At 60.2% G+C, this 19558-nt stretch carries 16 protein-coding genes and 1 pseudogene; 10 read left to right on the top strand and 7 right to left on the bottom strand.

Going from position 1 to position 19558, the window contains the following annotated elements; translation table 11 throughout:
• Positions 1-2: 2 nt before the first annotated feature.
• The 4 genes from ACK6D9_RS22560 to ACK6D9_RS22545 form a co-directional block, all read right to left on the bottom strand.
• Positions 3-473 (bottom strand): DUF2271 domain-containing protein, encoded by a 471-nt coding sequence (locus ACK6D9_RS22560; RefSeq protein ID WP_043872238.1) that lies wholly within the window; start codon positions 471-473, stop codon positions 3-5.
• Between the two features lie 35 nt (positions 474-508).
• Positions 509-889 carry a PepSY domain-containing protein gene (locus ACK6D9_RS22555; protein ID WP_009503876.1) on the bottom strand — a complete coding sequence of 127 codons (381 nt, stop codon included), beginning with the start codon at positions 887-889 and terminating at the stop codon, positions 509-511.
• A gap of 180 nt (positions 890-1069) precedes the next feature.
• Positions 1070-2455, bottom strand: a complete 1386-nt coding sequence (locus tag ACK6D9_RS22550) for a ferric reductase-like transmembrane domain-containing protein (RefSeq protein ID WP_412051968.1) — start codon at positions 2453-2455, stop codon at positions 1070-1072.
• The gene (locus ACK6D9_RS22545) at positions 2412-2729 is read right to left on the bottom strand and encodes a PepSY domain-containing protein (RefSeq protein ID WP_113913009.1); all 318 of its coding nucleotides are present in this window, start codon (positions 2727-2729) and stop codon (positions 2412-2414) included. Before ACK6D9_RS22545 ends, ACK6D9_RS22550 begins: the two co-directional genes overlap by 44 nt.
• Before the next feature lie 145 nt (positions 2730-2874).
• Between ACK6D9_RS22545 and ACK6D9_RS22540 the strand changes: the two genes are divergently transcribed.
• Positions 2875-3534: a response regulator transcription factor gene (locus tag ACK6D9_RS22540; RefSeq protein WP_009503873.1), complete on the top strand. Its 660-nt coding sequence runs from the start codon at positions 2875-2877 to the stop codon at positions 3532-3534.
• Positions 3531-4898, top strand: a complete 1368-nt coding sequence (locus ACK6D9_RS22535; RefSeq protein WP_009503872.1) for an ATP-binding protein — start codon at positions 3531-3533, stop codon at positions 4896-4898. The genes ACK6D9_RS22540 and ACK6D9_RS22535 overlap by 4 nt, the downstream gene beginning before the upstream one ends.
• Positions 4899-5078: 180 nt before the next feature.
• Here the strand turns inward: ACK6D9_RS22535 and ACK6D9_RS22530 are convergent, their stop codons facing one another.
• The 3 genes from ACK6D9_RS22530 to ACK6D9_RS22520 all read right to left on the bottom strand — a co-directional run bounded on the left by ACK6D9_RS22530 (position 5079) and on the right by ACK6D9_RS22520 (position 8386).
• Entirely contained in the window at positions 5079-5243 is a 165-nt protein-coding gene (locus tag ACK6D9_RS22530) for a hypothetical protein (RefSeq protein WP_007803240.1), read from the bottom strand.
• A 386-nt stretch (positions 5244-5629) separates the two neighbouring features.
• Positions 5630-6103, bottom strand: a complete 474-nt coding sequence (locus tag ACK6D9_RS22525) for a hypothetical protein (RefSeq protein WP_412051967.1) — start codon at positions 6101-6103, stop codon at positions 5630-5632.
• A 99-nt stretch (positions 6104-6202) separates the two neighbouring features.
• Positions 6203-8386 (bottom strand): ParB/RepB/Spo0J family partition protein, encoded by a 2184-nt coding sequence (locus ACK6D9_RS22520; protein ID WP_412051983.1) that lies wholly within the window; start codon positions 8384-8386, stop codon positions 6203-6205.
• A gap of 596 nt (positions 8387-8982) precedes the next feature.
• On the opposite strand from ACK6D9_RS22520, the pseudogene ACK6D9_RS22515 reads away from it, so the two are divergent.
• The 8 genes and pseudogenes from ACK6D9_RS22515 to ACK6D9_RS22480 all read left to right on the top strand — a co-directional run bounded on the left by ACK6D9_RS22515 (position 8983) and on the right by ACK6D9_RS22480 (position 19555).
• Positions 8983-10339, top strand: a pseudogene (locus tag ACK6D9_RS22515) (ISKra4 family transposase).
• A gap of 454 nt (positions 10340-10793) precedes the next feature.
• Positions 10794-12332, top strand: coding sequence for a Fic family protein (locus ACK6D9_RS22510; protein WP_412051966.1), 1539 nt, complete (start codon positions 10794-10796; stop codon positions 12330-12332).
• A gap of 782 nt (positions 12333-13114) precedes the next feature.
• Entirely contained in the window at positions 13115-13903 is a 789-nt protein-coding gene (locus tag ACK6D9_RS22505) for a hypothetical protein (protein ID WP_412051965.1), read from the top strand.
• On the top strand, positions 13900-14556 hold the full coding sequence (locus ACK6D9_RS22500; protein WP_412051964.1) for a hypothetical protein: 657 nt from the start codon (positions 13900-13902) through the stop codon (positions 14554-14556). The genes ACK6D9_RS22505 and ACK6D9_RS22500 overlap by 4 nt, the downstream gene beginning before the upstream one ends.
• A 4-nt stretch (positions 14557-14560) precedes the next feature.
• Complete coding sequence (locus tag ACK6D9_RS22495; protein WP_412051963.1) at positions 14561-18001, top strand: UvrD-helicase domain-containing protein; 3441 nt, start codon at positions 14561-14563, stop codon at positions 17999-18001.
• Between the two features lie 105 nt (positions 18002-18106).
• Positions 18107-18616 carry a hypothetical protein gene (locus ACK6D9_RS22490; RefSeq protein ID WP_152007107.1) on the top strand — a complete coding sequence of 170 codons (510 nt, stop codon included), beginning with the start codon at positions 18107-18109 and terminating at the stop codon, positions 18614-18616.
• Entirely contained in the window at positions 18613-19086 is a 474-nt protein-coding gene (locus ACK6D9_RS22485) for a hypothetical protein (RefSeq protein WP_412051962.1), read from the top strand. The genes ACK6D9_RS22490 and ACK6D9_RS22485 overlap by 4 nt, the downstream gene beginning before the upstream one ends.
• Positions 19028-19555 (top strand): hypothetical protein, encoded by a 528-nt coding sequence (locus ACK6D9_RS22480; protein WP_412051961.1) that lies wholly within the window; start codon positions 19028-19030, stop codon positions 19553-19555. The genes ACK6D9_RS22485 and ACK6D9_RS22480 overlap by 59 nt, the downstream gene beginning before the upstream one ends.
• The last annotated feature ends 3 nt before the right edge of the window (positions 19556-19558 follow it).

Here is a 19558-nt window from a genome sequence, read left to right as displayed (position 1 = left end):
CCTCACATGTCGTAGGAGAAGTTGGAGATGTAGCGCCGCCCGCTCACCGGCGTGCCCGCGCCCGCCGTCGTCAGCGGCACGGCCACCTCGTTCGGGCTGTCGCGCATATCCTCGACCGCCGCGTCGATGTGCAGCGTGTAGCCCGTATCGAACAGCGCGTCGGCCAGATCGAGCGTGATCTCGAGACTGCGGCCCGCGCCGACGCTGGCGCCGGTGATACCGTTTACCTGCGCGGTATCGCCGCCCGTGGCACGGTACCAGTCGCTCAGATGCTCGTAGTACTTGGACTTGCCACCAGCCATCCAGAGACTGCCGACATAGGCGCCCGAGGCGTCGGTAACGTAAAGCGCGAGGTAAGCGCCGTCGCCACCATAGTTGTTAAGGGTGGTTGTGAGCGTCACGGGCCGTGCCATAGCGAGGCCGGGAAGCGTGAGTGCGGTGGTAAGCGCGAGCGTTGCGAGAAGTGATTTCATGGGAATGATCCTTGTTCAGGGTGCTTCGGAGCTGTTCAGTTCACCTGAACCTGCGGAGGGGCGCCGTTTCCGAAGAGGCCGTTCTGCGGAGGAGCGACCGTTCCAGCGGGCGCGGGATTGCGGGCGCCACCGCGGTCGTCGTCATCATCCTCGTAGTCCATCTCGACGATCTGCAGCGTCGCCGGATCGAGCTTCACCTCGATCTCGCGGCCATCCTGGTCTCGGCCTTCGATTTCGTAGCAGCCGTCGTCGATCTCGAAGTCGCGCACCGTCCAACCGTTCTGTTCGGCCATCTGCATGGCGGCCTCGCGCGGCTGCCACTGGTCACGGGGCGCATTGCAATCATCGTCGTCGGCCAGCGCAGCGCCGGCGGGCAAGAGTGCGATCAGGGCAAGGGCGGTCAGGGTCTTTTTCATGGCAAGGGGTCCTTTCGTTTGATGAGACCAATCTGGCACCCCGACCTGAGGGCATCCTGACGCCCCAGCGATTCCTGCTTCAGCTTGCCGTCAGGAAAATGGCCCCGCCGATGATGGCGGGGCCAAAAAGATGCGAGCGCAGGCTACAGGGCTGGCATGGCTATGCGCCCTGCCCCGCGTTCAGGCGAATTCGAACAGCTCGAAGCGGACACGGCGAGGCGTTTGGCCTTGTGCTTTCAAGCCCTTGAGAACCCCGTCCTTCAGACCGGTTGGGCCGCAGAACCACAGATCGGCTTGCCGGATCGCGAAAGGGACCGCGCCAATCAGGCGCTCGGCCGTGAGCCTGCCATCGCGCGTCGTGACGACCACCTCGAAACTGAACCTCGGGTTGCGGGCAGCCGCAGCGCGCAGCGTCTCTACCCCAATCGCCTCTTCTTGTGTCGGAACGCAGTAGATGAGGTGAATGTCGCGACTCTCCGCCTCTGTCAGGCTTTCCGCCCAGGCGAGGAACGGCGTGATACCGATGCCGCCGGCAAGCCATATTTGGCGCGCACCGCCCTTGCGGAAATTGAACCGTCCATATGGCCCTTCGACCTGCACGCGCGTTCCGGTCCGCAAGATGGCGGGCATGCTTCGTGTCCAGCCACCCAAGCCTCGGATGGAGAAAGTCAGGGTGCCGTCAGGGCGCGGGGCGCTGGCAATCGTGAAAGGGTGCGGCTCGGACAGTCCTGCCTCTGGTGCGCGGAAGAAGGCGAATTGCCCCGGCCGCCACCGCATTGCCCGCCCCTCGGGGCGGAGGGTCAGCGTGGTGGTGTCCTTGGTCTGGCTGATCTCTGTGACGGTGAATTCTCTACGCCGCAGGTACGGGGCGACAAGCTCGGTAAATATCCACGCGATCACTCCGGCGATGCCGAATGTGTTCAGTAGCACCGAGAGCGATGGATCTACCTCTGTCGGCATGTCGACGAAGAACTGGTGAAAGACCACGATTGCAAAAAGGGCCCCCATGAAACGATGGCTGAACCGCCAGATCTGATAGGGGATTTCCAGTGGGGTGAAGGGCAATCTCCGGAACCAGCTGACAGCAACCAGGGCGAGAAGCGCGTTGAAGGCAAGTTCGCCCGCCTCTTCACCAAGTTCACCAAGGGAGGTTTCACGCACCAAACGCTCGAAATCCGGCTCGATCTGCTGGTGCAGGATCATCAGGACCATTGCGGAAATACCAAGCCACTTGTGGACCCGGTACATGCGATCGAGACCGCCGAACAATGGTTCCACCAGCGGCGGCCGTGCGGCGAGGATCAGGGTCTGTGCCATCGCGACAACTGCCGCGGCCCCGACGGCAATGCCAAGTGCTGCATCCGCGCCATAGGGCGCATAGGTGTTGAACCCGATCAGTGCCGCCAGTAGGCATGACAACGCAACCAGCACCGGGCCCGTCAGGGCTAGAGGAGAGTTTAGGGAAAGCCGGGAGAGTCGCGGCAGGCCCGGCACCGGGACATTACCGTCGCGACGCGCTGCATCAGTCATCGTCGCGTCTCTCGTGATCCCGCTCGCGGCGATCATCCTCGTCGTCCTCGTATTCGATCTCGATTACCTCCAGCGTGGCCGGGTGGACAGTCACCTCGATCGCACGCCCCTCGGCATCCCTCCCGTCGATCTCGTAGCAGCCGTCATCGATCTTGATCCGACGCACCGTCCAACCATTTTCCTCAGCCAGCATGGCAACAGCATCGCGCGGCTGCCAGTCGGCCATCGGCACGAAGCAATCGTCGTCAGCCAGCGCCGCGCCAGCCGGAAAGACCGCCAGAAAGCCGATAATTGTCAATGTCTTCTTCATGGGGCACACTCCTAGTGGCTCGCCTCTTGATGCACTTCATGCGCTGCGAAGCTGACGGCAGCCTGAAGGGGCTCGACCCACAAGCTTCAGCTTCGTGTCAGCCAGACGGATCATGGAGGGACATCAGGAAAGGACGGGTACGACCATGCGCATATTGCTGATCGAGGACGACACGACTCTTGGCGCTGCCGTGCGCGACCAGATCGCAGCTGATGGCCAATCAGTAGACTGGGTCACGCGGCTAGACGCGGCGGCAGACGCGATGAGCGCAACCTCCTACGACCTGCTCCTGCTCGACCTCATGCTGCCAGACGGACGTGGTATCGGGTTCCTCAAGGGCCTCAGGACGCGTGGAGACGTGACGCCGGTCATCATCCTAACGGCGCTCGACCAGGTGTCCGATAGGATCGAAGGCCTCAATGCGGGCGCTGACGACTATCTTGTGAAGCCCTTCGACCTGTCGGAACTGTCGGCACGGATCGGATCGGTCGCGCGGCGCTACAGCGGCAACCCCAACCCGATCCTGACCCACGGACCGCTCGACATCGACCTTGCCGCGCGCAGCGTCCATCGGGATGGCAGACATGTGCCGCTGACGGCGCGGGAATGGGCGCTCTTCGAGGCCTTCCTGGCGCGTCCCGGGCAGCTCCTGTCCAAGGCGCAGTTGGAGGAGAAGCTCTACGCTTTCGACGCCGAAGTCGAGAGCAACACCATCGAGGTGCACGTGAGCCGCCTGCGCAAGAAACTGGGGAGCGCCATCATCGAGACCGAGCGCGGCATGGGTTACCGGCTGGGCAAGCCATGATGTGGCCATCCAGCCTTCAGGTACGGCTCGGCTTGTCACTCGGCCTTGTGCTGACGATCCTCTGGCTCGCCGCCGCCACGGTTACCGCGGTGATCGTTCGGGGCGAGATGGATGAGGTCTTCGACAGCGCCCTACGCGAAACCGCCGAGCGCATCCTGCCGCTGGCCGTGACCGACATCGTCGGGCGAGAAGATCAGGGTGTGACGCAGCGCCTCGCGCCGATCCGGGAGCATGACGAGTTCTTCACCTACATCGTACGCGATGCCGAGGGACGCATTTTGCTGCAATCCCATGCGGCGGACCCGGCCGTGTTTCCTCCATACGATGGTCCGGGATTTGGGCAGAACGCCACACATCGCCTCTACAGCGACGCGGCGCTCCAGGGGACGATCAGCATCACCGTGGCCGAACCGTTGGCGCATCGCGCTTCGGTTGCTCGGGAAATCCAGATGAGCCTCGGCCTGCCGCTGCTGGTTGTGCTGCCGTTGGCGCTCGCGTCGATTATTCTCGCTGTGCGCTTTAGCCTCGCCCCTCTCCATCGGTTCCGTACGCGGCTTGAAGCGCGCGGCGTGCGCGACCTGTCAGAAGTACCCGCGGCCGACCTGCCGACGGAAATCGGCCCGCTGGCTGCAACCTTGAACAGCCTTTTGGCTCGGTTGCGCGACGCGTTCGAGGCTGAGCGAAGTTTTGCAGCCAATGCGGCTCATGAACTAAGGACACCATTGGCGGGCGCTATCGCCCAGGCGCAGCGACTGCGGTCAGAGACCAAAGATCCGACCATCGACGCGCGCGCCGCCGAGATCGAGGCGACGCTCAAGCGTCTCGCTCGGCTGTCCGAACGTCTCCTGCAGCTTGCGCGGGCGGAAGGCGGTAGACTTCGGATGGACCAGAGCGCTGATGTCAGAACCATCACTCGGGTCGTGGTGGAAGATATTGCGCGCAGCACAGAGAACGGGCGCCTTATGTTGAACTTGCCGGACACGCCTGTCTTGTCTGATATCGACCCCGACGCATTGGGAATTCTGTGCCGGAATCTGGTGGAAAACGCCCTACGCCACGGGGCGCAGAATGCCCCAGTCGAGGTTACACTCACGAGCGACGGGCAGTTGATCGTGGCGAACGAGGGCCCCGCGGTAGCAACCCAAACACTCGAACGCCTGACAGGGCGCTTCGAGAGGGCAGATGCAAAAACTGATGGTAGCGGGCTTGGCCTCGCTATCGTCTCAGCCATCGCAGAACGGATCGAAACCTCTCTCTTGCTCCAGTCACCACGTCCCGGTGAAACTTCTGGATTTCAGGCATCCGTCAGATTGCCAACAGATGCTCCAAATGCCCATGTGAAAGATCGGGAGCATTGGCCTTGAAGTCTGACGCATCACCGGCGACGTCATCGTTTGAAGAAAATCGCAGAAACGTAGGAAAGCTTTCTTATAGGAGAGCTATTTTCTTATATTTTTTCTGCACTTAGGACTGCTCTGTAGAGCAGGCCCGCTATCGGCGATAGCCGCTTTTGCGCCAAGCCCTCGGGAAGTGAGGCCGAAGCCTCACCCGAAGGGATCGTATTCCGAGACGATCACGACCTCGTCGCCGTCGATTTCATCGGCGGGGACGGCGCCGAAGGTTCCATCCCCTGCCTGGAAGACGACGATCGAGACCATGAGCGTGGCGGCGAGGGAGGCTGCGAAGGCGTGTGCATCTTTGCGGGACATCTGTTTGGCTCCTGTCTTGGAGGCGGGGGACCATCCCCCGCGCGACAGGACCCCGCAGGCCCGAAGACTGGCTGACATCACCGGGTGCGTTCGGCTTGCCCGAATCCATCCGGCGGCACGGGCTTGCCCGTAGTCCGACCCCTCGCGGGTTGATTTTGAGCCCGGGATTCGGGCCAAGGAAGGGAATGGCGAGCGGGGGATGGTCCCCCAACGTCAGGAGCCGATTGTCCCGCTGATGCTTCTAACGCCGCCAGCCTCCCGGGCAGGCTCTTGGTTGAAGACGTCCTTCCTTGGGGATGGTTCCTTTGGCGCCCCGCGACATCCGGGACAAGGTTGTGATGGATGAGAGGCCCGCGCTTGGACGGGCCCCTCGGTTTCAGTTGGGCTCAGGCGGCCAGGTCCGCGCCCCCTGCCCTTTCGCCCTCTTCATCGCCGACGATTTCAAGTCGCGCATTGCGGTATCCTTCCTTGGCGATCCAAAGCTCGGCCGCGGTGATGGATTCCGCCAGATGCAGCAGTTCGGTGTTGCCGCCGAAGTCGAGAAGCACGCGCACCTGCCCGGGCTTCGGCTCCTCGGCCACCTCGAAGACAAGGGCGCTGTCAGCGGAATGGCTGCGCATGATGGTGACGAGGATCACCCCGTCCGAGGAGAAGTTACCCTCATGCAGCGTGAACGACGCGGGAGCCGTCCAGGTCGGATAGGACCGGGGTGGTTCCTTTTTCACAAGGCGGCCGACACCGTTCGAACGCTCCCAGGCCGCCAGCTTCTTGGTGAAGCGTGCCGGTGGCTTGGGGCTGCCGTCAGTGTAGCGAATGAGCGCCCCGAGGGGTGCGGTGTCGATGATGGTTGTTGCAGACATGATTCCTCATTCTGAATGCGAGCAATCGCACTCATCTTATTGATATTGTTACGATATTGGGTAATTGGGGGCGGAATCTCCGCCCCCCGCTAGATCACGTTACTCCGCGGCCAGCATCGACGCGCTTTCAGCAGGCAGGTCATCCGTCAGGAATGCAGGAAGGTCAGCTTCACTGACGCTCTCAGCCACTTCGGCATCGACATCCGCCCCCTGCCCTTCGGCATGGTCCTCATCGTCCAGCGCCACGAGATCGTTCCGGCGCAGGACCTCGGGCAACCAGCCGCTGCCCTTCAGCAGGCGCTCGGCCTCACTGGCCATCTCGCCCTTCTTCAGGTGATCGAGGAGTTGGGCAGTCCCCTCCCCTTTCGCCTCCCGCACGGCCTCGATGATGCGGGCCTTGGGCACGCGGTTGAGATAGGTGTCGACTGTCGGCTCCCATCCCGCCTCGACCATATCGAGACCTGTCGCGCGCGCCACAAGATCGGAATTTGCCATCCGCCGGGTCAGACCGCCAGCGGAGATGCCCGCACCGTATGGGTTCACCTTTTCATGCAGCGCGTTGACGCCGAAGCTGAGGCAATGCGCCAGCAAAGCCAACCGACTGCCCTGATCGAGGACCGTCAGATAGTCCCAGAGCGCTGCATCATCGCCAAGCGGCAGATCGGCTTCCCATTCCGCGTGACGCTCGTCGACCAGCTTGGCCACCACGCTGTCCTTCAGATCGGGCGCCTGCGCCGACATGTAGACCTGACGCACGGATGCCTCGAGACAGCTGCCCGAAGCAGAGGAGGTGCGGAAGGTGTCCGTCACCAGCTTCAGGAGCAGCAGCGTCAGCGCGACATCCGGCGAGCGCCCGATCGCTTCACGCAGCGCCAGCGTCCGGTGGGCCGTCAACTCCATGACCAACCGCTCGGGCAGTGGCTTCAGCGCTCCGTCATCCTCATCCTCCGGCAAGTCAGCTCCGATCGGCTGGCCACCCGACATGATGACGGTTCCGCCATGAGCGGCACTGGCATGGCTATCGGTGAGATCACGATCAGCCCCCTGCCCCGCCACCGCAGGATCAGCACCATCCTGGACCGCGGTCTCCTCAACGGGCTCATCCTCTGGGCGCACATAGCCGCGATAAACTGCCAGCGCGCCGTAGCGGTCGAGCGTGACGAACGCCCCTGCCTGCCCGATTTCCAAGGGATCGAAGATCAATGGCCGGGTCTCGATCTTTTCCATCTCCGCTTCCAAAACGCCAAGCCGCGTGTCGACCTCATCGGGGATTTCATCCTGACCCGCGTATTCCTCTTCCAGCGCCCGATACTCGGCGAGCAGCTTGGCATGGGCCGCACCTTCGTCATCCGTCATTGGTGCCGGATCGCCGGACAGGGACCGCAGACCGTGGCTGTAGCCATAGGGCAGGTCAAGCGCGACCTCGATCCACTTCCAGCCCTCAACCGCAACCGTCTCAACCTCGGCCTGGAGTTTTTCCGTCACCAGCCGATCGAGCAGGGCAGGATCCTCGAGCCAGCCACCGTCATCGCCCTGAAAGAGGTCATGCAGCATCGTGCCGCCCGCCGCTTCATAGGCCTCAACACCCACAAAGACCGCACGCCGGTCGGACGCCCTGACCGAGGTCTCCGTGAGCATGCGCCGGATCTGGAATGGCTCCTTGTTCCAGGATGAATGGATCACATCCCAGACCTGAACCTGACGCGCGTGATCGGGGTTCACGGTGAAGGCCATGAGCTGCTCCAGCGTCATGCCATCCTCGGCATAGACCTCAAGCAGGGCAGGGGCGACGGAAGCGAGTTTCAGGCGCTGCTTCACGATCTGCGGCGTCACGAAGAAGGCTGCAGCAATCTCTGCATCGCTCTGGCCCTTGTCGCGCAGCGCCACAAATGCGCGGAACTGGTCGAGCGGGTGCAGGGCGACGCGCTGCATGTTCTCGGCCAAGGAATCGTCCTCGGCCAGGATGTCGGACGCAGCATCCCGCACGATGCAGGGAATGGGAGTCGTCTTCGCCAAACGCTTCTGCTTCACCAGCAGGGACAAGGCTTGGAAGCGACGACCCCCGGCCGGGATTTCGAACTTGCCGGTCTCGGTCCCATCGTCAGCCAAGACGGGCCGCACGCTCAGGCTTTGCAAGAGACCGCGGCGGGCGATGTCTGCGGCCAGTTCCTCGACCGATACGCCAGCCTTGATGCGCCGCACATTGGACTGGCTCAGCACCAGCTTGTCAAAAGGGATATCCCGGGACGGGGACAGGGTGATTTTCTGGACAGCTTTCGTCATCAGATCTTCTCCACGACGGGCGCCGGAAGCCACTCTTCCGATCTCACTTCCCGTCACCCTCAAACCAACACTCCTTTCCCTCTCACGGTTGTTCTTGACCGCGGTCAAGAAGTTCATGTGGGAGCAAGTTGTGTGCGTAGGATCCTTTCGAAATAGGCGTCAGGGTGTTTGATCGTGTCTGCTCTTGCTATCAGGTAGTCGAAGACGAGAAGCAGTTTTCCCGCGCCAGCTTTCTGGATGCCATACCGAAGTTCGTCTTGGCTTATTCTAAGCAATCGACCGAGGTCGTATAGAATGCGGGTGAGGGCTTCTCCTGTACGCGGCGGTTCTGGGAAAAAATCCCGCAACATGGGTGAAGTCTTCCCATGCCATGCGTGCTGGGTCTCGGTTCATCGTCGATTTGGTTTTTGTGGTTTGTTCACCGGGATTGACCGTAGAGGGAGCAATCTTTTTAATATCTTTTTTTATAGACTCTATGTGCCGGACATTTTGTCCGTTTGTGGCGGGCAGATCGTTGGATTCTGGTGGGAGCGGGAAAAAGGTGGGGGTAAGAACCTTCAGGTAATCGAGTCCTTTTCTGGAAAGGGCACTCGGTGATGGGACAATTGAGGATGAAGGTCTGGGTTGAGGTTATCGGCACCGATGGCGTTCCGCAGCGTCGAGAAATTGTAACCGTCGACCGCAGTGTCGACGGAGTGGGTTTCGACGCGCTCGGCCTCTCTCTGGCAGAAGGCAAGGCGATACAATGTCGCCTGCAAGAAGAGCTTACGCAGTTTCAGGTGGATCAAGCCAGTAGGCAGGATAGGAAATGTCACGACTGTGGCCGCCTTCAAGCGGTTCATGACTATCGATCTCGCACGGTCCATTCGCTCTTCGGTATTTGTCACCTGCGGGTGCCTCGGTTCCGCAGCTGCACCTGCGGAAAGCCGGCAAAGACGAACACCGGAAACATCGAGACCTTGTTGAAGGGCAGAGCGACTCCGGAATTGGAGCGCGTCCAAGCTGAGCTCGGTTCGCGCCTGTCGTTTCGTGAAGCAGCTCGTGTACTCGACCTTTTTTGTACCGACCGCGCGGCCACACAATCATCGAACCGTCGTCAACCGGCTCGCCAAGGTGGCCGATCAGATCGAAAAGTGGGATGCCGCGAGTCCCTATCGCATGAGCCGGGCCGGCGGATCCCCCATTTCCGTCTTCATTGATGGCGCCTATATCCGTGCAGTTCCCGGATATCAGAGCCGGCATTTCGAAATCGCCATGGGACGCGTTGTTTCACCGGGGCGGCTACCGCGTCAGTTCGCGGCCGCACCGCATGTGACCACCGGCAAGCACGATGCGGTTCGTGCCGCAATGCGTGCGCAAGGGTGGCTGCCTGGCCGCGACGTCACTGTTTTCAGCGACGGTGACGTCGGGCTGCAAAGCATCGTGCTCAGTGCAACAAGGCAGCCCGTGACACATATCCTTGACTGGTTCCATCTGTCGATGCGGCTCCGGCACATCGAACAGACGTGGCAAGGCCTCAGGCATATCAGCGATCTGAGCATCTACCTTCGAGATGTTGCGGTTGATGTGCCGAGGCTTCGCCATCTGCTTTGGAGCGGCTACGTCAGGGAGGCGACGAGAGCCGTGAAGAATATGCTCTACCAGCTGGAGCAGCACGCCACGCTTCGTGACGCCAACCAAAAGCTCAAGCGATTGTCCGTATTGATCAGCAATCTCCGGTCCTACCTGGTCCAGAACACAACGTCGATTGTCGACTACTGCCATCGATATTGGTCGGGTCAGCCGATATCGAGTTCTCCGGCCGAAAGCGCCGCCAATAGCCTCGTGAACGCTCGGATGAACAAGAAACGGCAGATGCGTTGGTCTCCTGCCGGTGCCCATCGGGTATTACAGGTTCGGGCAGCGGTTGCCGATGGTCGGCTCAAGCAAGCTAAGATTGCTCTTGCGGCTTGAACCCCACCTTTTTCCCACTCCCCCAGGAGGCCATCACCAGAGAGCAGGAACGGACCGCCTCCGGTGGACCGTGTTCAAGCAACAATGATCCTGTTGGATTCAGAATCCGTCGATGGCCTCGGATAGGCTGGAAGTTTGCCGTCGTCGCGCCGGTGGCGAATGCTGCCGAAATCGCGGATATCGTGACGCTGTTGCTGTTGCCGGTCTTTCGGGCTCCGAAGGACATTTCGGCACACACCTATCCATTTAAAACGCGAGAGCGAACGGCATCAATCACGTATAATGACTCATCATTAAATACGTTTATCTAATCGTCAATTTAAACGCGTCTTGACTCAACGTTAAACACGTGCATATAAACGACAGCAAAAACGTGCAATGATACGGCCCATTGGCCTATCGAGATGCCGCATTGTGAATTCGCACAAGAAGAACGAGGTCGTGAGAACCTAGAATGGCTACACCAAATGAAAAGTTGGCTGACGCCCTGCAAGCCCTCAAAACATTGCAGGATGGCGGGCGTCGAATATTCAAGTCCGACGAGTTCAGCCGACTACACCGAGAGCGCCTTACACGGAGCGGATTTCTCCAAGAGGTCATCCGCGGCTGGCAAATGTCAACGGGACCCCAGTCCCAGGACGGCGACACAACCCTTTGGTACGCTTCATTCTGGGAGTTCTGTTCCCTCTACTGCAACGACCGCTTTGGACAGGAATGGCATCTGTCACCGGAACAATCGATGCTACTCCACGCAGAAGCAACGGCGATTCCGCCCCAGGTGATTGTCAACAGTCCAAAGGCAACGGGAAACAACCTATCACTGCTTTTTGGCACATCAATGTACGATCTCAAGACCAAGAAAATGCCACCGCGTGTTGATCTCGTCGAGAAAAACGGATTGAGGTTCTATACTGCGGACGCCGCCCTGGTGAAAGTTGCTGAAGCGTTTTTCCAAAGATCACCTATCGAAGCCCAGGTCGTGCTGAAATCCGTGCGCGACGTGTCGGGAGTCCTCGGTAGATTGCTCGACGGAGGGCATTCGGCCGTGGCCGGCCGTCTGGCCGGGGCATTTCGGCGCGTAGGAAAAGACGAGTTCGCCGACGATATCTTGAAAACGATGAAAGGCGCGATGTACGACGTTAGAGAGACCGACCCGTTCGATCAAAACCAGCAAGTCTCCACCTTAGCCGTTGGTGGATCTCCCATTGTGGCGCGTCTCAATGCTATCTGGGAAAGCCAGCGTCAGGCGGTCCTTGATGTTTTTCCTGCTGCCCCCGGGCTTCCCTCGGACACCACCGAATTCATGAAATCGGTCGAGGATATATACAAGAACGACGCATACCACTCGCTTTCGATCGAAGGGTACAGCGTTACTCCGGAACTCATTGATCGCGTGCGCGCTGGTACGTGGGATCCGGACGTGAATCAGCAGGATAGGCAAAACCGCGACGCCTTGGCAGCACGCGGTTACTGGCAGGCGTTTCAGAGCGTAAAGGAATCTGTTGCGGAGATTCTCCGCGGTGCACCGGCGGGAGCCGTTGTCCGTAAGCAACATAGGGATTGGTACCGCGAACTGTTCGGCCCCTCCGTAGCCGCAGGTATCCTGAAACCCAGCGCCCTCGCGGGCTATCGAAACCACCCTGTATATCTCCGCGGATCATGGCATGTACCACCGCGTTCCGAAGCGGTTCCGGATGGAATGGAGACCCTGTTCGGCCTACTGGAGAAGGAAAGCGAACCAGCGGTTAGGGCAGTCCTTGGCCACTGGTTGATAGGCTATGTTCATCCCTATCCTGACGGCAACGGACGGATGGCGCGCTTCCTAATGAACGCCATGTTCGCCTCTGGTGGGTTTCCATGGACAGTGGTTAGGGTTGAAGATCGGTCAACTTATTTGGCTGGCCTTGAACAGGCGAGCGTCCACATGAACGTCAAACCGTTCGCGGAGTTCATCGCGGAGCGCACCTCTTGGTCGACGAGTAAGGCAGTCTAAAATCATCGGGTTCAGGACGTGGTACACAGAAGCGGCTGAGTTGACGTATCGACTGCTGGATTTTGGTTGCATCGCCTTGATGGGATACGAACGAACAAACCACATCTCATTTTGTCAACGTATCGAGAAACCGGCCTTTACGACGCGAGCTATATTCTGGCCGTTGCGCCGAGCTTCGCGCTATCCTGCGTTGTCCGTTCCTCCTATACATTACAGACTTTGCGCGAACGAATCAGTGCGTATTCCAATGATGACGGACGGTGATTCCGATGCGAAGCCGGACAGTTCGCGGTGGCCTTGGGCCGGCCGGTTGTTTGACCGGAACGGGCTCTCAGGTCAAGCCACGGTTGTATCGGCGGCGTTGACAGAGCAGCGTTTTCTCATGCTCTCACCGCTGTGTTCGATGCGGTATGCGTTTCAGCGGTCGGCGCGTGTCAGAAAGATCATTCTTTCGGTGTCGCTAGCTTCGAGGGATAGGACGGTCTTACTCGAATCAAGCATCCGTGCTTCCATCGCGGGGAAAGCCTGGGCAAGAGCAGGGATCGAGACACCGTCGATTTATTCGATAAACATCGCGGCGTCTGAAGAGGAGTCAGACTAGGTCGGAGATTTGATTTGGCGGGACAAATTGCAAGGGTTCGACGCGCTCGCAGCCGGGGAAAGAACGGGCGAGAAAGATTTTTTAAATTCGCTTTCCGGGTTTTTCGCCCCGCCGCGATTAATAGGCTGAGCGCTTCTGATGACCGCTCGCGAACCGCTGCTGCGCTGAGCAAGGGGGTGAGATGGCTCGACCGTTGAAAACTGAATCGGATGGAGTACTCTATGCGCGTCCGCCGAGTGTAGAAACCCAGATCGACCAAGCGGTCCAGCTTTCAGCCACCGATCTGCGGCGGCGTCTGCTGATTACTGATCGGAACGATCCCGGCCATCTGCGCTCCGAATGCCTTGTTCATCTCGTTCGGGAGGGACGACGTTCCGGCAACCAGGCGCTGATGACCGCGGTCTTACCCATATTGCTCGGCAGATGTGAAGCCAACCTTCGGGTTACGGTCGCGGATGGCGCAATACCGGACGCCGCAAACCTTCGACAGGAAATCCTCGACGACCTGACGGAGCTGTTCGTGATGGACGGGTCGGGTGACTTTCCCGACGAACTGGATTTCTACGAATGCAAGTTCAACAAGGCATTCAGAGCACTGCGTATCGATGCCATCAGGCGTGCCGAGCGGCGGAACAAGCGTTCCATAGAAGTTGCCGAAATGCCGGAGCTTGAAGTAAAAAGCATGCCCGATGCCTTCGAGGATGCGTTTGCCAGGGTGTCGGACGCATTCAGGGTTTTGCCTACGCAGGAATGGGATGCCGATCGCGAGCCAATCCTGCAGGCAATCGAAGCGCTACCACCAGACGAGCGAGATGCCGTCGTGCTTGTCCATGTCCTCGGCTACAAGGAAGAATCCGACAATCCCGAAGAAGAGACGGCTGCAACAAGATGCAATTGTACGGGACGAACCATTCGCAACCGGCTGACACGGGCCGCCGCGAAGCTTTCCCGTTTCAAGGAGGACCTATGAGCCAGACCCTTAACGCAAGCCCGCGCGCATTGCGGGAGGCCTTCTACGCACTATCCGCGGCCCAGGAAATCCCCGATGCCAGGCTGCTGGATGATCTCGTTCGCCAGCATCCTCAATATGGCGCGGAGCTCACCGAATTCGCCATCGCTCTTGCCGTCGACGCATTGCGCGGCAATCGCGCTGTTGAAGCAACGGAAGCGGCAATTGACCCGACGATCGTGAGCCCCGCCGTCAGCAGGGCGATGAGCCACTTCCAGAACCGGCTTCATGCCGTTACGACCGGCGGACCAAAGGCGGTGAGCGAGCCCGCAACCGTCCCCGACGCGCCCAACCCGTTCAGCGGTTTATCGCGTGGTGAGTTTCGTGGCCTTGCCACGCGACTGAACGCAAATGCCGTTTTCGTCGGCAAGTTACGCGATCGCCAGATCGATCCGGACACCATCCCGCCCGGCATCCGAGCACGGGTCGCCGACGAGCTGAAAGCGCCGCTGGACGTGGTCGTTGCTCATTTCGCGGGAAGGCAGCCGATGCCAACAGGTCAGTTTTTCAAAGCGGATGGCAAGCCAACCACCGGCGCGCAGCAGAGCTTTGATGAGGCTGTCAAGAATTCGGGCCTGACGCCGGAGCAGCAAGCCTATCTGTTAGGACTTTGAACGCATGGACCATTTCGAACCGATCAGGACCACGGCGGCGACACTCCACGGCGAGTTGCTTGCGGAGGGCAAAGATCCGTTCGATCTGCTTGCGTTTGTTCAAGCGGCAGTTTCGCACCGCGATCTGGAACTCGTTTGGCTCCCGCGAGGCGACCCGGCACTGAAGGGCGCAAAAGCGCTGTTCGACGATCAAGGGGGAACAATTTGCTGCGAGGACGAAGGTGACCCGATAACGCGCGCGCTGCTCGTTGCGCACGAACTCGGACATGCCGAGCTTCATGCCGGCTCGGCGACCTGCGCGACATCGGATATCGATCCTTCCCGGAGCACCGAGGCCGCCCCTGTCGGACTTCAACGCGTCGAAGATTACGGTGCAAAAGAGCGACGCGAACTACAGGCAAATGTCTACGCCCGAGAACTTCTGCTGCCACGCGCATTCGCGTACAAATTACATGCCGTAGACAATTTGACGGCCGCGGCAATCGCGGATCGAACGAAGCTCCCTGTCGCGCTGGTCCGGCAACAGGTGCTCGATGCCTTGCTTCTGCCAACAGTGGCCGATGAGACCGAGCAGGAACAAGTGGAGGTCGAGTCGCCGGCACGAAAGCCCGACCCGTCTCAAGATCGCGCGGCGGTGCATCGCGAAAAGCCCTTCCAGTTGCAGGCGGGGCCGGGAACCGGCAAGACCCGAACGCTCGTCAAGCGCGTGCTGTCGTTGCTGGCAGAGGGCATTGATCCGGCGGCAATCCTCATCCTGACATTTTCCAACCGTGCTGCGGGAGAATTGTCCGAGCGGTTGACTGCGGTAGCACCCGAGGCTGCGCCGAAACTTTGGATCGGCACGTTTCACGCGTTCGGGCTCGATCTTGTGCGCCGTTATCACGACAAGCTGGGGCTTGCGCCGAACCCGTCGCTGTTCGATCGCAGTGATGCGATCGAGGTACTTGAAGACATTCTGCCGACGCTTCCCCTCGTCCACTACCGGAACCTCTGGGACCCCGCGATGGTCTTGCGTGACATCGTCGGAGCAATTTCCCGCGCCAAGGATGAAATCGTCGGTCCACAACGCTATCGCGAACTTGCAAAGGCGATGGAAGCGGATGCTGGCGGCGACGAGGATGCAAAGATTGCTGCCGCGAAATGCCTCGAAATTGCGGATGTCTACGATCTATACGAGGCGGCTGTGCGCAGGCACGGCGGCGTGGATTTCGGCGATCTGATCATGCGTCCGACGCAGTTGCTGGAGGCGGATGAGGCCGTTCGCATCGGCGTTCAGCTTCGTCATCGTCACGTCCTCGTCGATGAATATCAGGACGTGAACCGCGCAAGCGCGCGTCTCTTGAAGATGATCGCCGGAGACGGTGAACGCCTTTGGGTCGTTGGTGATGCGCGGCAATCCATCTACCGTTTTCGTGGCGCTTCGTCGGAAAATATGGTCCGGTTCGCCACGGACTACCCCGGTGCGGTAATCGATCAACTCGGCGTCAACTACCGCTCGACCGAACAGATCGTGCGCAGTTTCGTCGCCGTTGCCCCGCACATGGGCGCCTCACGGGGCATGCTGCCCCTCGCATTGGAGGCTAACCGGGGTCAAGGCCCTGGCCGCCCCGAACTGCGGCGCTTCGAGACCTTGGATGACGAAGTGGAAGGGGTAGCAGCCAGCATTCGTCAGCTTGAAAAAGAGGGTGTGAAACTTCGCGATCAAGCTGTTCTATGCCGAACCAACGGCCGGCTGAATGAGATCGCATCGGCGCTTGAGGCGCGCGGCATTCCCGTCCTTCATCTCGGAAGTTTGTTCGAGCGGGAGGAGGTTCGTGACCTGTTGGCGCTGCTGAGTCTGGCCGTCGATCCGTTCGGCGACGCATTGGTGCGCGTCGGCGCCATGACTCGGTATGGTCTAAGGCTGCAGGATTCGCACTGTCTCAGCCGCCATCTGCGATCACTTGGCAAGCCCGCGCTGGCGGGCCTCGCGGAGGCGATTAATGCTCCAGGGTTATCAGCCTCAGGGCGCGTTGGGATTGCCCGGTTGGCCACCGATTTGGCACCACTTCGCTCGAACATGAGTGCCTGGGAGTTTCTGACCGTCTATCTTCTCGATCGTACCGATCTGGCAAGGCAGCTGGGCGAGGCCACCTCCGTAACCGAACGAATGCGCGCGGTGGCGGTGTGGCAGTTCCTCAATTTCGTACGGGAGCAAAGCCCCGTGGGGGCTGGCCTCCCGATTCAGCGAACGCTCGACCGCGTCCGCCAGCTTGTTCTGTTGGCGGAAGAGCGAGATTTGCGACAGGTTCCTGCCGCAGCACTGCATCTGGACGCGGTTCGTCTGATGACCGTTCATGGCAGCAAGGGCCTCGAATTCGAAGGTGTACATGTGCCGGGACTGACGGTTGCAAGTTTCCCGAGTTCGAACCGCGGCCAACGTTGCCCACCGCCCAATGGCATGATCGACAGCGTCGGAAGTATTTTGCCCGCTGACGAGGCCAAGCGCGCCCATGAGGACGAGGAGCAATGTCTTTTTTTTGTGGCTTTGTCGCGCGCTCGAACTCATCTCCGTCTCTATCATGCGCGAAAGCAACGAAATGGAAACGGCCGATCGCCCTCGCCGTTTTTGGACTGGCTTCCTGCTACGCTCATAATGAACGTGGTAAATCCGCCCCTACTTGCGCTTCCTCCAGATGCGCCAAAGCCCGAGCCAATCGCAATCTCCTGGCCATCGAACTGGGTGTTGACGGACAGTCGTCTCGGCTCATACGAAAAGTGTCCGCGGCGGTTCTTTTATACGCACGTTCTGGGCCTGGGTGGCGCTCGGAAACCCACGGCGTTTTCCCGTACCCACGATTGTCTCTATGAATTGCTGCGCTGGCTTGCCGAGACTCGACGTGCCGGAGAGCCAAGTCTTGCCGAAGCGGAAACGGCATTCGAGGCGATCTGGAAGGAACGAGGGCCGGTCGATCACGCCTTCGCCGATGACTACCGGAAACTTGCATCGAGATTGATCGGTGCATTGCTGAAAGCCGGCGCTGGCCATCGCTTCGGCGACGCGCAACCCCTCGCCATCGACTTTCCAAATGACGGTCGTGTGCTGGTCGAGCCGGACGAAGTGGCCGAATTGCCCGATGGCACAATCGTCATCCGTCGTGTTCGCACCGGATACAGACGCAGTGACGAGTACGACCGGCTCGAATACACCCTCTACCATCTTGCTGCCCGTAGCCAGTTCGGTGGCCGGGCTGTCGTTCACGCGTTGCATTTGACCGATGAAACCCAAGAGCGAGTCGAGATCAGCACGACCAAGATTAGCAATCGGCAAAAAAAGAGCGAGACGATGCTGGCCGGCATCGCCGCGGGTGCATTTCCCACGGAGACCGATGCGATAACCTGCCCCCGGTGTCCACATTTCTTCATTTGCGCCGCGACGCCGCCGGGTCCGCTGAAGCTCGATTAAAAAATTTCGTTCTGGCTTTCCGGGTTCCTCCTCTGCTGGCGATCAAGGAGGTAAGGGACGAAGCCAGGCAATAGGGCCTCGCACTTCGATCCCCGGAGTGCAGACATGAAATTCATCGACGTTTTTTACCAGGGCGAAGGCATCGGCGAGATCGCGCATATCGAGATCGAACCCGACACGGCGTTCGCCGCCCTCAAGACCATCCTCATCGAGAAGCACGGGGCAACCCACGGCGCATTGCTGTTCCTCGAAGATGAGGACGAGCCGCTCGACGAATCCATCCTCGTCAAGGACCGCGCCAGCCCTAAGGGGCTCAAGGTCCACGTCCACCATTGCCGTCATGTCGAGGTGACGGTCACGTTCAATGGTGAGTCGGTCGAGCGCCGCTTTCCGCCGAGCGCCACGGTCGCACGGGTCAAGCGCTGGGCGGCCGAAAAGAAGTTCGGCATGTCCGAGGACGAAGCCGGTGAACACGTGCTGCAGATCGCAAGCACGCATGATCGCCCGGCGCCCGGAACGCATATCGGGTCGTTGACCGAAAGCAAGATCTGCAATCTCGCCTTCGATCTCGTCCCCGACGAACGTGTTAACGGTGCGGCGGAGGGCTTCGCATGATCGGCCCCGATCAGCGAGCCTTCGAGGCGGACGTGGCGAAGGCCACGTTCCGGCTCGGCCAGGCAGAAGGCCGCTGGCGGCTCATTGCCGTAACCTGGCCGTTCGCCTTCATTGTCATGAACGCCAAGGATGGTCGGGAGTATGTACTCCGGCTGAACTGCGCCGGCTATCCGCAGAGCCCGCCGACGGGCGGCCCCTGGGATATGAGCACCAACCAAGTCCTTGCATTCGATCTCTGGCCGCGCGGCCAGAGTGGCCGCGTGTCCGCAGTCTTCCGCACAGACTGGAAGAGCGGCACTGCCCTTTACCTGCCCTGTGATCGCGAAAGCTTCGTCGGTCATGACAACTGGCGCTCCGAAATGCCCTCGAAAATCTGGCGCCCCGCCGATGGAATCGTCCAATATCTGGAGCTTGTTCATGAACTACTTCACTCGCGCGACTATACGCCGCCTCTTCGCCCCGCGGCATGAGCTTTCCTGCTCCTGGTTCCTGTGGCACCGCCTGAAGGCAAGGCTGCGCGAGCGCGGGCGTGATCGCAGCCGCGAGAGTGGCGCCTTCCTCCTCGGGTATCGCGAGGGCGGAGCAGCCCACATCGTCGATTTCGTGCTCTACGACGATCTCGATCTACATTCGCTCGACACCGGCATCGTCCGTTTCAATGGCCGGTATTTCAGTGACCTCTGGGCGATTTGCAAGGCGCGCGGCCTCACGGTCGTGGCCGATGTCCATGTCCATCCACTAGGTTCCGGGCAGAGCAATTCCGATCGCGATCATCCCATGATCTCGCGTGCCGGCCATCTCGCCCTGATCCTCCCGGACTTTGCGATTGGCGCTCAGCCGCGATCCGGTATCGGCATCTATCGTTATCTCGGAAGCAAGCAATGGCAGGTGGTGCCAACTTCGGAGCGCCGCAGCTTTTTCCATATCGGATTGTTTTAACAA

Source organism: Hoeflea sp. Naph1, from assembly GCF_046837775.1.
In the GTDB taxonomy this organism is placed as follows: domain Bacteria; phylum Pseudomonadota; class Alphaproteobacteria; order Rhizobiales; family Rhizobiaceae; genus Hoeflea.
The sequence above is the reverse complement of the archived record's forward strand: the minus strand, read 5'-3'. Positions and strand labels throughout refer to the sequence as shown.

Excerpts from the sequence above, each read along its gene's own strand:
- ACK6D9_RS22485 (WP_412051962.1), top strand. The coding sequence starts at position 18,613 with ATGATCGGCCCCGATCAGCGAGCCTTCGAGGCGGACGTGGCGAAGGCC.
- ACK6D9_RS22545 (WP_113913009.1), bottom strand. The coding sequence starts at position 2,729 with ATGAAGAAGACATTGACAATTATCGGCTTTCTGGCGGTCTTTCCGGCT.
- ACK6D9_RS22555 (WP_009503876.1), bottom strand. The coding sequence starts at position 889 with ATGAAAAAGACCCTGACCGCCCTTGCCCTGATCGCACTCTTGCCCGCC.
- ACK6D9_RS22510 (WP_412051966.1), top strand. The coding sequence starts at position 10,794 with ATGGCTACACCAAATGAAAAGTTGGCTGACGCCCTGCAAGCCCTCAAA.
- ACK6D9_RS22520 (WP_412051983.1), bottom strand. The coding sequence starts at position 8,386 with ATGACGAAAGCTGTCCAGAAAATCACCCTGTCCCCGTCCCGGGATATC.
- ACK6D9_RS22530 (WP_007803240.1), bottom strand. The coding sequence starts at position 5,243 with ATGTCCCGCAAAGATGCACACGCCTTCGCAGCCTCCCTCGCCGCCACG.
- ACK6D9_RS22490 (WP_152007107.1), top strand. The coding sequence starts at position 18,107 with ATGAAATTCATCGACGTTTTTTACCAGGGCGAAGGCATCGGCGAGATC.
- ACK6D9_RS22540 (WP_009503873.1), top strand. The coding sequence starts at position 2,875 with ATGCGCATATTGCTGATCGAGGACGACACGACTCTTGGCGCTGCCGTG.
- ACK6D9_RS22505 (WP_412051965.1), top strand. The coding sequence starts at position 13,115 with ATGGCTCGACCGTTGAAAACTGAATCGGATGGAGTACTCTATGCGCGT.
- ACK6D9_RS22525 (WP_412051967.1), bottom strand. The coding sequence starts at position 6,103 with ATGTCTGCAACAACCATCATCGACACCGCACCCCTCGGGGCGCTCATT.
- ACK6D9_RS22550 (WP_412051968.1), bottom strand. The coding sequence starts at position 2,455 with ATGATCGCCGCGAGCGGGATCACGAGAGACGCGACGATGACTGATGCA.
- ACK6D9_RS22560 (WP_043872238.1), bottom strand. The coding sequence starts at position 473 with ATGAAATCACTTCTCGCAACGCTCGCGCTTACCACCGCACTCACGCTT.
- ACK6D9_RS22495 (WP_412051963.1), top strand. The coding sequence starts at position 14,561 with ATGGACCATTTCGAACCGATCAGGACCACGGCGGCGACACTCCACGGC.
- ACK6D9_RS22500 (WP_412051964.1), top strand. The coding sequence starts at position 13,900 with ATGAGCCAGACCCTTAACGCAAGCCCGCGCGCATTGCGGGAGGCCTTC.
- ACK6D9_RS22535 (WP_009503872.1), top strand. The coding sequence starts at position 3,531 with ATGATGTGGCCATCCAGCCTTCAGGTACGGCTCGGCTTGTCACTCGGC.